Origin of the sequence: Xenorhabdus vietnamensis (assembly GCF_002127535.1) — a bacterium.
GTDB classification, from domain to species: domain Bacteria; phylum Pseudomonadota; class Gammaproteobacteria; order Enterobacterales; family Enterobacteriaceae; genus Xenorhabdus; species Xenorhabdus vietnamensis.
In genome coordinates this window covers 25,198-39,589 of record NZ_MUBJ01000001.1, presented here as the reverse complement: position 1 = coordinate 39,589, position 14,392 = coordinate 25,198, and the positions used below count along the sequence as shown (strand labels likewise).

General features: G+C 41.3%; 14 protein-coding genes. 5 read left to right on the top strand and 9 right to left on the bottom strand.

Going from position 1 to position 14,392, the window contains the following annotated elements:
• Positions 1–5 precede the first annotated feature (5 nt).
• The gene (locus Xvie_RS00185; RefSeq protein ID WP_086107721.1) at positions 6–1,307 is read right to left on the bottom strand and encodes an NAD(P)/FAD-dependent oxidoreductase; all 1,302 of its coding nucleotides are present in this window, start codon (positions 1,305–1,307) and stop codon (positions 6–8) included.
• 439 nt (positions 1,308–1,746) lie between these two features.
• Between Xvie_RS00185 and uriH the strand changes: the two genes are divergently transcribed.
• Positions 1,747–2,697, top strand: a complete 951-nt coding sequence (uriH, locus tag Xvie_RS00180) for a uridine-preferring nucleoside hydrolase UriH (protein ID WP_086107397.1) — start codon at positions 1,747–1,749, stop codon at positions 2,695–2,697.
• Positions 2,698–2,770: 73 nt separating this feature from the next.
• On the opposite strand, the gene Xvie_RS00175 is transcribed toward uriH, so the two are convergent.
• Both Xvie_RS00175 and Xvie_RS00170 read right to left on the bottom strand, forming a co-directional pair.
• Complete coding sequence (locus Xvie_RS00175; protein WP_086107396.1) at positions 2,771–3,556, bottom strand: sulfite exporter TauE/SafE family protein; 786 nt, start codon at positions 3,554–3,556, stop codon at positions 2,771–2,773.
• Between the two features lie 354 nt (positions 3,557–3,910).
• Positions 3,911–4,150, bottom strand: a complete 240-nt coding sequence (locus Xvie_RS00170) for a helix-turn-helix domain-containing protein (RefSeq protein WP_086107395.1) — start codon at positions 4,148–4,150, stop codon at positions 3,911–3,913.
• Positions 4,151–4,299: 149 nt separating this feature from the next.
• Between Xvie_RS00170 and Xvie_RS00165 the strand changes: the two genes are divergently transcribed.
• Complete coding sequence (locus Xvie_RS00165) at positions 4,300–4,512, top strand: helix-turn-helix domain-containing protein (protein WP_086107394.1); 213 nt, start codon at positions 4,300–4,302, stop codon at positions 4,510–4,512.
• A gap of 84 nt (positions 4,513–4,596) precedes the next feature.
• Here Xvie_RS00165 and sugE read toward each other — a convergent pair whose 3' ends face one another.
• Positions 4,597–4,911: a quaternary ammonium compound efflux SMR transporter SugE gene (sugE, locus tag Xvie_RS00160; RefSeq protein ID WP_086107393.1), complete on the bottom strand. Its 315-nt coding sequence runs from the start codon at positions 4,909–4,911 to the stop codon at positions 4,597–4,599.
• Positions 4,912–5,113: 202 nt separating this feature from the next.
• The gene (gene efp, locus Xvie_RS00155; RefSeq protein WP_086107392.1) at positions 5,114–5,680 is read right to left on the bottom strand and encodes an elongation factor P; all 567 of its coding nucleotides are present in this window, start codon (positions 5,678–5,680) and stop codon (positions 5,114–5,116) included.
• A gap of 40 nt (positions 5,681–5,720) precedes the next feature.
• Here efp and epmB point away from each other — a divergent pair, with 40 nt between their 5' ends.
• A complete protein-coding gene (gene epmB, locus Xvie_RS00150) occupies positions 5,721–6,752 on the top strand; it encodes an EF-P beta-lysylation protein EpmB (RefSeq protein WP_086107391.1) in 1,032 nt (343 codons plus the stop codon).
• A gap of 251 nt (positions 6,753–7,003) precedes the next feature.
• Here the strand turns inward: epmB and Xvie_RS00145 are convergent, their stop codons facing one another.
• The 4 genes from Xvie_RS00145 to Xvie_RS00130 all read right to left on the bottom strand — a co-directional run bounded on the left by Xvie_RS00145 (position 7,004) and on the right by Xvie_RS00130 (position 10,240).
• Complete coding sequence (locus Xvie_RS00145) at positions 7,004–7,345, bottom strand: DUF4156 domain-containing protein (RefSeq protein ID WP_086107390.1); 342 nt, start codon at positions 7,343–7,345, stop codon at positions 7,004–7,006.
• A 160-nt stretch (positions 7,346–7,505) separates the two neighbouring features.
• Entirely contained in the window at positions 7,506–9,152 is a 1,647-nt protein-coding gene (gene groL / locus Xvie_RS00140) for a chaperonin GroEL (protein WP_086107389.1), read from the bottom strand.
• Between the two features lie 58 nt (positions 9,153–9,210).
• Positions 9,211–9,504, bottom strand: a complete 294-nt coding sequence (locus Xvie_RS00135) for a co-chaperone GroES (RefSeq protein WP_010846340.1) — start codon at positions 9,502–9,504, stop codon at positions 9,211–9,213.
• A 175-nt stretch (positions 9,505–9,679) separates the two neighbouring features.
• On the bottom strand, positions 9,680–10,240 hold the full coding sequence (locus Xvie_RS00130; protein WP_086107388.1) for an FxsA family protein: 561 nt from the start codon (positions 10,238–10,240) through the stop codon (positions 9,680–9,682).
• Between the two features lie 359 nt (positions 10,241–10,599).
• Between Xvie_RS00130 and aspA the strand changes: the two genes are divergently transcribed.
• Both aspA and Xvie_RS00120 read left to right on the top strand, forming a co-directional pair.
• A complete protein-coding gene (gene aspA, locus Xvie_RS00125; RefSeq protein WP_086107387.1) occupies positions 10,600–12,024 on the top strand; it encodes an aspartate ammonia-lyase in 1,425 nt (474 codons plus the stop codon).
• A gap of 998 nt (positions 12,025–13,022) precedes the next feature.
• Positions 13,023–14,324 carry an anaerobic C4-dicarboxylate transporter gene (locus Xvie_RS00120; protein WP_086107386.1) on the top strand — a complete coding sequence of 434 codons (1,302 nt, stop codon included), beginning with the start codon at positions 13,023–13,025 and terminating at the stop codon, positions 14,322–14,324.
• The last annotated feature ends 68 nt before the right edge of the window (positions 14,325–14,392 follow it).

The following is a 14,392-nucleotide window of genomic DNA, read 5'->3' as shown; positions in this document are numbered from 1 at the left end:
TAAAACTAACGACGTCCTTTCCAATAACCTGAAGTTTGGTGCCAAATCTTACCGGCAGAGAGCAGTACATTTCTCAGACTGTCTTTTCCGATAATATTGATATGTGGAATCGAACTCAGTAGCGAATAACGATCTGAGCCTTCACTCATTCCCTCAGCCAGAATTTTGCAGATAATGTGGCTGGGCGTTACACCAAAACCCGAATAGCCTTGAACATAGAACACATTTTTATGATTGGGCAGAGAACCAATTTGCGGGAACAGATTGGCGCTGCAACATAGTGGCCCGCCCCATGCCAGTTCTATCTTCACGTTTTTTAAGTAAGGGAAAGTCTTGAGCATGAGATTGCGGTTCCATGCTTTTAAATCAGAAGGTATATATTCAATGAAATGTGTCGCACTACCATATAACAGGCGATTTTCTTTGGTGACACGGTAGTAATCGATGACAGGGCTAATATCACTGTATGCCCCACGAATCGGGCTAATTCTTTCAATCAAATCGTCTGGCAATTCTTCTGTCATCAATTGGAAGGCATAGGTATTGATCGTTTTTCTATAAATGGTCGGTTCGAGTCCGTCCAAAAATCCATTACATGCCCACAACATTTTACTGGCACGAACTGATCCTGTTGCGGTGCGTACCGTGACTCTGGGGCCATACTCTACGTTCAAGACCTGACTGTTTTCGAAAATTTTGACGCCATATTCAGTAACAGCCTTGGCTTCTCCCAGCAACAAATTGAGCGAATGTACATGTCCGCCCCCCATATGTTTTAATGCGCTGGTATAGCGGTCTGAACCAATGACTTTTTTGACATCCGCACCAGTATAAAGCTCAATTTCTTTATCAGGGGAAGCCGAGCGAAACTCCTGCAACCAACTATGCAAGGTTTTGTCATGCCGCGAATTCCAACCAAGATAGGCATAACCATGGCAAAAATCAGCCTGAATATCATATTTGGCAATTCGATCACGAATAATCCCTGCTCCCAAGCTGCTGATATTAAATATGGTTTCCAAACCTTTTTTGCCTGTATGGCGTTTGATCTTATCCAAGTCATGACCAATTCCTGTCATCACCTGACCACCATTGCGGCCTGTACCGCCATATCCCAAAGTCCGGCCTTCCAAAATTGCAATATTAGTGATGCCTTTTTCTGCCAGCTCTAATGCTGTATTGATACCAGAAAAACCGCCGCCAATGATAACTACATCAACATCCAAATCTTCTGTCAGCATTGGAAAGTGAAGATCGTATTTTTTTGTTGCTGCATAGTATGTTAATGAATCAAGTTTATTATTCATGTTATACCCCATGTTATCCCCTGGTGGTGTATAGCCAGTCAGCTTGCAACTCCATTTATCAGGGGGTTTATCACATTTATTGAACATTGGTTATTCAGGTGTATTAACAAAGCAATAAAGACTTAAAATATTAATAAATTACTAGAGATGACCATCCATGCATTTCATGTCTGGTATATATATGAATCATATGTACTTGGAATGCTCAAATCATTTGTTGCTTTCATGTTAATCAAATCACAATTATTAAGGTATTTAATTAATAAAATGTAATTTTTATATTTTCACTTTGTGATAAATTAGGAGGAATTTTTTCTGTTAGTGAATTATTCTAGGATAAGACATTTGCAAATGTACCTAATAAATAAGTTTCGAGTTATTGCCGACAAAACAAGAACTTGAAAAATGATAGGTATAGTTACTGAAAGGAATAATAAATATGCTACCTAAGAAAATCATCCTTGACTGCGATCCCGGGCATGATGATGCCATTGCTCTGCTGCTTGCCTACGGGAATCCCAATATTGAACTGTTGGCTGTCACGACCGTTGTTGGTAACCAAACCCTGAATAAAGTAACCCGTAATGCCCTTTGCATTGCACGCATCGCCAATATTCACAACGTTCCTATCGCAGCAGGATGCGACCGCCCACTTGTTCGAGAAATTAAAACAGCTCCAGACATTCATGGTGAAACGGGTCTGGATGGCCCCATTCTTCCTGAACCAACCATGACGCTGGATACCCGCCATGCCGTTGATTTAATCATTGATGTGATTATGGAAAATCCACCCAAAAGCGTGACTTTAGTTCCAACCGCAGGTTTGACAAATATCGCTATGGCCGCACGCAAGGCACCACAAATTGTTGAGCGCGTGAAGGAAGTCGTATTGATGGGCGGGGGCTATCATAAAGGAAACAGAAGTGCAGTTGCGGAATTCAATATTATTATCGATCCAGAAGCTGCGCACATTGTTTTTAATGAAAAATGGCCGCTGACGATGGTTGGTTTAGATCTCACCCATCAAGCTCAAGCAACACCTGAAATTATTGAGGCAATTGCTCAGATTAAGACACATTCTTCTCAATTCGTGTTGGATACGCTGAAATTTTATGGAGACAGGTATCGTGAGCATCAAGGGTTTGAATCTCCTCCTGTACATGATCCCTGTGCTGTAGCCTATGTCATTGATCCTGATGTTATGACAACCCAAAAAGTCCCCATTAATATTGAGCTAGCAGGAGCCTTGACAACCGGAATGACAGTGGCAGATTTCCGTTTTCCACCACCTGAAAATTGCCATACGCAAGTTGCCGTCAAATTAGATCACACCAAATTCTGGCAATTAGTGATTGATGCACTGAAAAATATCGGTGAAACCACTTATTAATATTATTAATTATGCTCAATATCCTCTTTGACCATTGAGATTACTTATCGTCTCAATGGTCAAAAAAGTTCTGTCAAACTAACCGGAATCCCATCAATACAGCACTACATAAAATCAAGAACAATGTGACATATTGTAATACCTTGTCAGGCAAATGCTTCATCAAATAGTTGGCAAAAGGTATCGCCAACAAAGAACCAACAAACAGCACCAACGCCAGTTTCCAATCCGTATATCCTCCATGTGCATAAGCAAAAGCAGATGAACCGGATAACATCATTGTGACAAACAGGGAAACACCAATTGCTTGTTTGATACTCATCTGCGCATAGCGTAGCAGTAATGGCAATACCACTACTCCACCACCAACTCCCGTCGCTCCAAGCACCAACCCAGCCCCCGTACCGGGCAATAAAAGAGTCTTAATCAGCCTGGGTTGTGGTTGCATTTGATTCATTTGTAACTGCGGCTGACATATTCGACGATAAAAAAGATACAGGGAAAATAAAATAGCCAATAAAACCAATAAATTAATTCCCCATTCAAGTTGTACTTGATTATGACTTACATGGCTCAGCATCGTTACTCCATAACTGGCCAACACCGTACTGGGTATCATGATCAGCAGAATAATCAAAGATTGGCGTAAGGGAATATTGCCCATGCGAAAATGCATATAAGATGATGATATTTTCATCAGCATTGAAAGAAGATTAGCTGTCGCAACAGAAGCCAACACATCCAATCCAAAAAAATAGCTTAGTATTGGCAACACTACCACGCCACCACCAACACCGGTAGTACTGATAATTAAACCAACAATTGCTCCTATCGCAAGCTCAGGGATCAATGGCACCATCTCTCTTTCCTGCTTATATCTAATCAACGTACATTAATCAACGTACATTCTCTCACCGAATCTCAACCATCATTGCTTATAATATGACAAAAAGAAATATCATATTCAAAAAAAGAATATGCATCTCATCTTCGTATTAAAGAGAAATAACAACAGAAAAATGCTGTTTTCAGTCGCAGCTTTATTAGCTGCAACTTGAAAGGTGATGGATAGAGGATTAATTGATAATCTTTATTACTGACAATACTTTTTTTTACGTCTAATTGTTTGATTATTTAAATTCATCAAGGAATAAATACAAAATTTATTTATATTTATGCTTGGATATCTGAATCGTTCTTTTGATAACAGGTTTTAATGAGGAGGATATACTGTCTCAAAATTGAACAATTCATTAAGTTCAATCTGTAATCCATTTGCTATTACATAAATAATTTCCAAAGTAGGATTCCTGACACCGCGTTCAATGCCACTGACATAAGTTCGATCCAGCCCACATTTATCAGCAAAAGCTTCCTGAGACATCCCAGCTTCTCTCCTGAGATACCTAATTCTTTGTCCAAAAAGGGATCTGATGTTGTTCGATGTTTTCATCCGATAAGTATCGATTCGTGTTACTTATCCGACCACGGACTATGAGTCACGTTTCAATTTGAGTTATGCTATGATGTGTGACTTATAGTCTACTTAATAGTTACTTACTTTTTAATTGGAAAAATGACAGATAATTGGAGATCTTAAGGATGGAAAAAAAAGACTGGCATTCTGCTGATATCATTGCTGAATTAAAGAAGCGCGGAACCACTTTGTCAGAAGTATCGCGAGCAGCAGGGCTGGCATCATCAACTCTTGCCAATGCATTACAACGACACTGGCCAAAAGGCGAGCGTCTTATCGCAACCGCGCTGGAACGCACGCCAGAAGAAATATGGCCTTCGCGTTATGAAAAAAAATAGTCAAAAATAGAACCCAGCCCAGTGCTGGGTTTATTTATAAACAATAGCTTGGGAGTAATCTTTTATAAACAATAAATTAAAAGATCAGCTTGCTAATTTTAAGCCAATAATACCAACCACAATCAAACCGAGGCTTAATATCCGAGCTAAATTCGCAGATTCTCCCAACACGATGATGCCGAAAACCGCCGTACCTACGGCACCAATACCTGTCCAAATGGCATACGCAGTTCCTGCTGGCAGGTTCTTCATCGCATAGGCCAATAACCCCACACTGACAGTCATCGCGCTAATCGTAATTACACTTGGTATCAAACGTGAAAAACCCTGAGTATATTTCAGGCCTACCGCCCACACCACTTCCAACAAACCAGCAATAAAAAGGATCAACCAAGACATGCCTTTCCCTTTATATGATGACTAGTGGGGTCGTCCCCAATGAAATGACGCTTATCCGGGTCGTCCAGGATAACGATAAGAAATGAAACTGAATTATAACTATCCAGTCTGACTGCCGCAATGATAACTGCCGATAAGCTACAACAAAAAACCGCAACCTCTGGACAAAGAGGTTGCGGTTTTTCTAAAATAACAAACGCGGTTATTTCACGCGGGATACGTATTCGTTAGAACGGGTATCAACTTTGATAACTTCACCGATCTGTACAAACAGAGGTACTTTTACCACAGCACCGGTGCTCAAAGTTGCAGGTTTACCACCGGTACCAGCAGTATCGCCTTTCAGACCTGGATCAGTCTCAACCACTTCCAGCTCAACGAAGTTTGGTGGAGTTACAGCGATAGGACGGCCATCCCACAGAGTCAGAATACATTCGGCCTGATCGATCAGCCATTTTGCATTGTCACCAATGGCTTTCGCATCCGCAGCCAGCTGCTCGAAAGTTTCATTATTCATGAAATGCCAGAATTCACCGTCGTTGTACAAATAAGTCAGGTTGGCATCCATGACATCTGCACTTTCAACAGAATCTGTTGATTTAAAAGTTTTTTCTAGTAGTTTACCAGAAATCAGTTTACGAATACGAACACGGGCAAATGCCTGCCCTTTACCTGGTTTAACAAATTCGCTGTCAAGAATAGCGCACGGCTCGCCATCTAACATGATTTTAAGACCTGAACGGAATTCATTGGTACTATAAGTAGCCATGGAGATCCTCTAATTTTTAACAAAATGGCTTAGCCAAAAAATGGCACACATTATAACCCATATTCACCCCGTCAGAGAAGTCTGGCTAAAACAACTTGCGGATGTTATTACTGATCCCAATGAGTTGTTACAACTATTATCCTTAAACACACATGCGATGCTGCAAGAAGGCAATGCAGCAAAGCATTTGTTTCCTCTGCGTGTGCCAAGAGCGTTTGTAACACGCATGAAAAAAGGTGATCCCCATGATCCTCTTCTGTTGCAAGTCCTGACCTCACGGGAAGAATTTACTACATCGCCTGGTTTCTCCACTGATCCGTTAGATGAACAACACAATATTGTTCCTGGCCTGTTGCATAAATATCGCAATAGGGCTTTGCTGCTGGTCAAAGGCGGCTGTGCAGTCAATTGCCGTTATTGTTTCCGTCGTCATTTCCCTTATGGAGAGAATAAAGGTAACAAAAACAACTGGCAGCTTGCTCTGGATTATATTGAACAACACCCTGAGCTTGACGAAATTATTTTCTCCGGTGGCGATCCACTCATGGCTAAGGATCATGAACTGGATTGGTTAATCAGCCGAGTTGAGTCCATTCCACACATTAAGCGATTGAGGATCCATACACGCTTGCCAATTGTGATCCCTGACCGAATCACACTTTCACTGTGTAATCGTTTAGCACAAACCAATTTGCAAGTGATCATGGTGACCCATATCAACCATGCAAATGAAATTGATGATGCAGTACGCAAAAGCATGATGCGGCTAAAACAAGCGGGTGTGGCACTTCTGAATCAAAGCGTGATGCTACGTGATATCAATGATAATGCAGATACGCTGGCTGATTTAAGTAATGCACTGTTTGATGCAGGTATATTGCCTTACTACATTCACGTTCTGGACAAAGTTCAAGGTGCCGCACATTTTCTTGTGGGTGATGAAGAAGCAAAAGCTATTATGCGAGAATTATTGACTAAAGTGTCTGGTTATTTGGTTCCAAGACTAACAAGAGAAATAGGTGGAGAGCCAAGCAAAACACCACTGGATTTAGGGCTAATCCAGAGCCAGTGATATTCCTTATACCAGTCAATCACTGATTAACTCCACGCCATCATTGAAGAACTGCTGGATGGGCAACGCACAGAAACCAAATGTATACGCAATTCTTGACGTTTCGAAATATTCCTTCTGAGCATTGCCCAAACCACTTTCTCACCAACCCCATTGATTTTTTACATCCACATGCGGGTAAACAACACCATCTCATCTATAGGGCTACATCTTTTTGCTTTTTTATATCATTGATTATATGTCATTGGTGACTAAGGGCACTTATAGACCTGACCAACCATTTTGCTATCCAGAGGGACAAAACTAGCCAACAATCCCTCTGACGGGCTGTTTACACCATAAATAACATTGCCACCCATTTCAGACGCTTTATTGCGTAAGTCATTGGCGGCACTACGCATAGAACTACTTTCATTGCTGACGCCATTGAGCCAGTTGCTTTGCGTGCCAGCAACTTCCCCTAACCGCTGGCATTCGCTGCCTGGTTGAGTATCAACAAAACGTACATTAGCACCAGCAGAAGTTAATTGATTAGTTGTTGTACAGCCTGCCAACAACAATACTGACGCACCAAGCAACATTTTAATTCGCATAACTTTCCTCATTAATTATAGGAATACCTACCATGATGATAAACATATCCTTTTGTATCCAATTAAGACAAAAGAGTAAAAAGGCGAGCAGTTTTTTCTGCTCGCCTTCAAAGTTTTATCCTAGTGGATGGAGAGTTCCATCATTTAGGGGTGAACAGCATTACATCATGCCGCCCATACCACCCATACCGCCCATGCCACCAGCAGCACCTAAGTCAGCTTTGTCATCTTTAGGCAGTTCAGTCACCATTGCTTCAGTAGTGATCATCAGGCCTGCGATAGAAGCTGCGAATTGCAGTGCAGAACGGGTTACTTTAGTTGGATCAAGGATACCCATGTCGATCATATCGCCGTACTGTTCCGTTGCAGCGTTATAACCGTAGTTGCCTTTACCCGCTTTCACATTGTTTACAACAACAGATGGTTCTTCACCTGCGTTGTCTACGATCTGACGCATTGGCGCTTCCATTGCACGCAGTGCAACACGGATACCCACGTTTTGATCTTCGTTGTCACCAGTCAGCTCAGAGATAGTAGCAGCTACGCGAACCAGAGCAACACCACCACCAGCAACAACACCTTCCTCTACAGCTGCACGAGTTGCGTGCAGTGCATCGTCAACGCGAGCGCGTTTTTCTTTCATTTCAATTTCAGTTGCTGCACCAACTTTAATTACAGCAACGCCGCCTGCCAGTTTAGCTACACGCTCTTGCAGTTTTTCACGGTCATAGTCAGAAGTAGATTCTTCAATTTGCTGACGGATTTGAGTAACACGTGCAGCAATTGCGCCTTCTTCACCTACGCCATCAATGATAATTGTGGTGTCTTTGTTGATAACAATACGTTTTGCCTGACCCAGATCTTCCAGAGTCGCTTTTTCCAGCTCCAGACCGATCTCTTCAGAGATAACAGTACCGTTGGTCAGAGTAGCGATATCCTGCAGCATTGCTTTACGGCGATCACCGAAACCAGGTGCTTTAACCGCAGCCGCTTTCACGATACCACGCATGTTGTTAACAACCAGAGTTGCCAGCGCTTCGCCTTCAACATCTTCAGCAATAATTACCAAAGGCTTGCTTGCTTTAGCTACGCCTTCCAGAACTGGCAGCAGTTCACGGATGTTGGAGATTTTCTTGTCAACCAGCAGGATGTATGGGTTTTCCAGTTCAACAGAACCAGACTCTGGTTTATTGATGAAATAAGGAGACAAGTAGCCACGGTCGAACTGCATGCCTTCAACAACATCCAGCTCGTCTTCCAAACCAGTACCTTCTTCAACGGTGATTACACCTTCTTTGCCGACTTTGTCCATCGCTTCTGCGATCAGTTTACCCACGGTTTCGTCGGAGTTTGCAGAGATAGTACCAACCTGTGCAATAGCAGTGGAATCAGAGCAAGGTACGGACAGTTTTTTCAGCTCTTCAACAGCAGAAATAACTGCTTTATCGATACCGCGCTTCAGGTCCATTGGGTTCATGCCAGCAGCAACAGCCTTCAGACCTTCAGTGACAATAGCTTGAGCCAATACGGTTGCTGTGGTAGTACCATCACCTGCTGCGTCATTGGCTTTAGAAGCGACTTCTTTAACCATCTGAGCGCCCATATTCTCGAATTTGTCTTCCAATTCGATTTCACGTGCTACAGATACACCATCTTTCGTGATAACAGGCGCACCGAAAGATTTATCCAAAATTACGTTACGGCCTTTAGGACCCAAGGTCACTTTAACTGCATCAGCCAGTACATTCACACCACGTAGCATTTTGCTGCGAGCATCATTACCAAATTTAACGTCTTTTGCTGCCATTATGTCTTTCCTTTAAATTCGTTCAATTAAGAAGATCTGAATGTAATAAGATACTCAATTACGCTTCAACAATTGCCAGAATGTCGCTTTCAGACATGATCAATACTTCTTCATTATCGATCTTTTCTGTTTTAACGCCGTAACCTTCATTAAAAATGACGGTATCACCCACTTTGACATCCAGCGCCTTAACTTCTCCATTTTCAAGGATACGACCATTGCCGACTGCCAAAATTTCCCCACGGGTAGATTTGCCCGCAGCAGAGCCAGTCAGAACAATTCCGCCAGCGGATTTTGATTCAACTTCTGTACGCTTGACGATAACACGGTCATGTAATGGACGAATTTTCATTGATAGATCTCCTATAAATAAAGTCCATATCAGGTAAGAGGATTGATACCAGACCCCAACAGAACCAGTACCATGAAGCTACAAGTTGGGGCTTAAGGTCACTACTTCAAGGGTGGGCAACAAAAATATTTTACTTTTTTCTTACCCACCGAAATTTCAGTCAAAACAAGGACCACTATTTTTTATTGTGTTCGCTACCATGTTCGCCGTGGTTTCTTTGATCACCCGGCTTTTGTTCATCCAATGTATAAGAAGCGCCATCTTTCCTGCGCTCATATTCTCCCTCAAAAGTCTGCCCATTCTGGCTATAGCCGCCAGCATGATTACCGGAACCATAATTACTGGAGCCATAGTTACTGGAACCAAAAGTATTCGGGCGATAAAACTTGATATGGGGTAATAACTTCATTGTCAGGAGTTTCTGCACGGGAGTCAGTAACAACAATAATCCGAGAAAATCGGTGAAAAAACCGGGCAGTATCAGCAAAAATCCAGCCATTACCAGAGAAACACTTTTGACAGCTTCTTCCGCTGGACTCTCACCTGCTGCGAGTTTTTGCTGCATAGACATAAAATTCTTGATGCCTTGATTACGTACAAGGGACACACCAAGACAAGAAGTAAGAATCACTAACAACAGAGTCAACAAGACTCCAACTTCAGAGGCAATCCGAACAAACAGGACAGACTCGATGTAAACCAGAAGGCATATAAGAATAAGTGGGAGCCAGCGCACGTGGATCTCCTTTTATTACTATTGAAAGTTCACACTATTTGATCATTCACGCTATATCAGATCACATAATATGGGGTTAGATAACATATGTGGGGATATTTTCGGCCGTTTTCAATACTTCGGGCACTTAACTTTTTCCCCCTGCAATTGTGACTTTAGTCACACATATGCTATTTCATTACTAAAATAGCACTATAAAGTGATCCAGGTTCAAGGCATTTCTCACAAATCCACATATGATCGCGCCAGCAGTTTCATGATAAGTGACTAATATCAGGGAAATTGTTGTCGGCAACATTATTTTTCAACAAACACGTAATAGAACAGTAAAAAAACATATCTAATTTAAGAAGGTTCTCATGTCAAACAACATTCGTATCGAAGAAGACCTGTTAGGTAAACGAGAAGTTCCTGCTGAAGCCTACTACGGTATTCACACTCTACGTGCGATTGAAAACTTTTATATTAGTGACCAAACCATCAACAATGTGCCTGAATTTATTCGAGGCATGGTGATGGTAAAGAAAGCTGCGGCACTGGCAAACAAAGAACTTCATACTATACCGGGAAAAGTGGCAGATATTATTGTCAAAGCATGTGATGAAGTCCTCAATACAGGCAAATGCATGGATCAATTCCCTGTTGATGTCTTTCAAGGTGGCGCAGGTACCTCACTGAACATGAATACCAATGAGGTGCTGGCAAATATTGGCCTGGAGTTGATGGGGCATCAAAAAGGTGAATATGAATATCTGAACCCAAATGATCACCTGAACAGAAGCCAGTCAACTAATGATGCTTACCCTACAGGTTTCCGTATTGCTGTCTATAATTCCCTGATGCAATTGGTTGATTCTATTGAGTTGCTGAAAGCAGGCTTCGACAAAAAAGGTGTTGAGTTCGATGACATCCTGAAAATGGGCCGTACCCAGTTGCAAGATGCTGTCCCCATGACTCTGGGTCAAGAATTCCGTGCTTTTTCCGTACTGTTGAAAGAAGAGATCAAAAACATCACTCGCACGGCAGAACTGCTGCTGGAAGTAAACCTTGGCGCCACCGCTATAGGTACTGGTTTGAATACTGCACCAGGTTACCAACAGCTGGTCGTTGAAAAATTGGCTGAAGTTACAGGCCTGCCTTGCCAACCAGCAGAAGATTTGATTGAAGCCACTTCTGACTGCGGGGCTTACGTCATGGTTCACGGTGCATTAAAGCGTCTGGCTGTTAAGATGTCCAAGATTTGTAACGACTTGCGCCTGCTTTCTTCCGGCCCTCGTGCTGGCCTGAACGAAATCAACCTGCCAGAATTGCAGGCCGGTTCTTCCATCATGCCAGCTAAAGTTAACCCAGTTGTGCCAGAAGTCGTTAACCAAGTTTGCTTTAAAGTCATTGGTAACGATATTTGTATCACAATGGCAGCAGAAGCGGGTCAATTACAGCTTAACGTAATGGAACCTGCGATTGGTCAGGCTATGTTTGAATCTATGTCTATCTTGGGCAACGCCTGTCGTAATCTGGTTGAAAAATGTGTTAATGGCATCACTGCCAATAAAGAAGTCTGTGAAAGCTTCGTGTTCAACTCCATCGGTATCGTCACCTATCTGAACCCATTCATTGGCCACCACAATGGCGATATTGTGGGCAAGATCTGTGCTGAAACTGGCAAGAGTGTCCGTGAAGTCGTACTTGAGCGCGGTTTACTGACCGAAGCCGAATTAGATGATATTTTCTCCGTTGAGAACCTAAAACATCCAACTTATAAAGCAAAACGTTTTGATGACTAAGTTAATTCTCATAATAATGAGCTAGTCTTAATTATTAAGGCACGTAATTCCAACTGGAAGCGTGCCTTTTTAGTCATTATATAAATCATTTTATTTTTAAAATTTAATTATTAAACTATCTAAAAACCCTCTATTTTATAAGTTAGATATTGATTAGGAATTTTCTTTATTTTCATTTTTATGGGAAAAATATAATATAATCTGTGGGTAAAAGACTATTCTTTTATTATATAATCGATATCCCTAAACTAATTGTAATTACATTAATGTTAGCAATACCTATGGCTGGTAATGTAATTATAATTTCAAACAATCTTAATTTTCATCCTGAAAAATCCGCTTTTCAGTAATATTAAGTACAATATTTGCTGTTATTACGGTACCAACTTCAATAATTATGCTTAGCAAGATTATCAGTTAAAATAAATAACCAATCTATCTAACAGAAGTCAAAATATAATATGGGCTATAATATAACTCATATTATAACGACGTCTATAATATTAAATATTTTTCGTTTCCGCATAGTAACTGCAACATAAAGTTTACATTAGAATTACTTATAATAGTTTAATGCCAAATTCTATTTTCTAACTTTTACATCAAAAAAACATGTAATTTACACTTATAAAAACACAAAAAGTTTGTGTTAAAACAATATATAATGAAGTAATCTCTATTAAATTAGAGAATATATAAAAGCATCCGATATATAAAGTAAAACGTTTTTATGATGACTAAAAAAATATCATTAAATCAATATATTAAAAAACAACACCGTCATGACCAGGAGGTTTGACCACAATTATACTCCGACAGAGTAACCATAGGTCGCTCTGATTCTTACCCATAACTGGATAAAAGCTTTGTATCTAAATTAGTTAAAAACACGCTGCTATTTGGAATAATTATTTAGATAATATCGCTTTTAATTTAAAAACAACACCAAAATTTAACAAAAAATTTTCACAAAATTAAAAAACAAAGGAGTACGCAATATGCTAGCCGTAGAATTAATTATCGTTCTGCTGGCCATTTTTTTGGGAGCACGACTAGGGGGAATCGGTATTGGCTTTGCGGGAGGACTTGGTGTTTTAATTTTGTCTGCAATCGGTGTCAAACCAGGCAGTATTCCATTTGATGTTATTTCTATAATCATGGCTGTCATTGCTGCGATATCAGCCATGCAGGTGGCTGGGGGGCTAGATTATCTAGTTCAGCAAACTGAGAAATTACTACGCAAGAATCCCAAATACATCACAATTCTTGCCCCTATCGTCACTTATTTTCTGACGCTGTTTGCAGGTACGGGAAACATCTCACTGGCAACACTGCCAGTTATTGCAGAAGTTGCCAAAGAGCAAGGCATAAAACCATGTCGCCCACTCTCTACCGCTGTTGTCGCTGCTCAGATCGGGATCACTGCTTCCCCTATTTCTGCGGCTGTTGTTTACATGGCATCCATCATGGAAGGACAAGGCATCAGTTATATTCATCTGTTAATGGTATTATTGCCCTCAACATTTTGTGCCATCATTCTCATGTCATTCATTATTTCATGGCTTTTTGATTCTAAGCTGTCAAATGACCCTGTTTACCAAAAGCGCCTTGCAGATAACTTAGTGGAAATGCGTGGAGCCAGCCAGATCCAAATCAGGCCCAAAGCAAAACGATCTGTTCTGTTGTTCCTCCTAGGAGTCGTTAGTGTCGTCATTTATGCCATTATCAACAGCCCGGGTGTCGGCCTTGTTGAGAAACCCCTGATGAACACTACAAATGCGATTTTGATCATCATGCTCAGTATTGCTACCCTTACGACTATTATTTGCTCCGTCGATACCGATGCCATCCTGAACTCAAGCACTTTTAAAGCTGGCATGAGCGCATGTATCTGTATTTTGGGTGTTGCATGGCTGGGAGATACATTTGTTCAAGCTAACATGGGTTGGATCAAAGAAACTGCGGGGAGTTTAATTCATGCCCAACCGTGGTTGCTGGCAATTATATTCTTCTTCTGTTCAGCTTTGCTCTACTCTCAAGCCGCAACAGCGAAAGCCTTGATGCCAATGGCTCTGGCACTGCATGTCACGCCATTAACAGCGATCGCATCTTTCTCTGCCGTATCTGGCCTGTTTATCCTGCCAACTTATCCGACATTAGTCGCAGCCGTGCAGATGGATGATACCGGAACCACCCGTATCGGGCGTTTTGTTTTCAATCACCCATTCTTTATTCCGGGCACTATTGCCGTTGTATTGGCTGTCACATTTGGTTTCCTGTTTGGTGGCATGATTTTGTAACTTCATAATATCGAATATTTTGAAACGTTATTTCAGGGGCTGATATGCCCCTGAACTTCCCCGTCCTT

Coding starts and splice junctions, on each gene's coding strand:
- Xvie_RS00185 (WP_086107721.1), bottom strand. CDS start 1,307: ATGAATAATAAACTTGATTCATTAACATACTATGCAGCAACAAAAAAA.
- uriH (WP_086107397.1), top strand. CDS start 1,747: ATGCTACCTAAGAAAATCATCCTTGACTGCGATCCCGGGCATGATGAT.
- Xvie_RS00175 (WP_086107396.1), bottom strand. CDS start 3,556: ATGGTGCCATTGATCCCTGAGCTTGCGATAGGAGCAATTGTTGGTTTA.
- Xvie_RS00170 (WP_086107395.1), bottom strand. CDS start 4,150: ATGAAAACATCGAACAACATCAGATCCCTTTTTGGACAAAGAATTAGG.
- Xvie_RS00165 (WP_086107394.1), top strand. CDS start 4,300: ATGGAAAAAAAAGACTGGCATTCTGCTGATATCATTGCTGAATTAAAG.
- sugE (WP_086107393.1), bottom strand. CDS start 4,911: ATGTCTTGGTTGATCCTTTTTATTGCTGGTTTGTTGGAAGTGGTGTGG.
- efp (WP_086107392.1), bottom strand. CDS start 5,680: ATGGCTACTTATAGTACCAATGAATTCCGTTCAGGTCTTAAAATCATG.
- epmB (WP_086107391.1), top strand. CDS start 5,721: ATGGCACACATTATAACCCATATTCACCCCGTCAGAGAAGTCTGGCTA.
- Xvie_RS00145 (WP_086107390.1), bottom strand. CDS start 7,345: ATGCGAATTAAAATGTTGCTTGGTGCGTCAGTATTGTTGTTGGCAGGC.
- groL (WP_086107389.1), bottom strand. CDS start 9,152: ATGGCAGCAAAAGACGTTAAATTTGGTAATGATGCTCGCAGCAAAATG.
- Xvie_RS00135 (WP_010846340.1), bottom strand. CDS start 9,504: ATGAAAATTCGTCCATTACATGACCGTGTTATCGTCAAGCGTACAGAA.
- aspA (WP_086107387.1), top strand. CDS start 10,600: ATGTCAAACAACATTCGTATCGAAGAAGACCTGTTAGGTAAACGAGAA.
- Xvie_RS00120 (WP_086107386.1), top strand. CDS start 13,023: ATGCTAGCCGTAGAATTAATTATCGTTCTGCTGGCCATTTTTTTGGGA.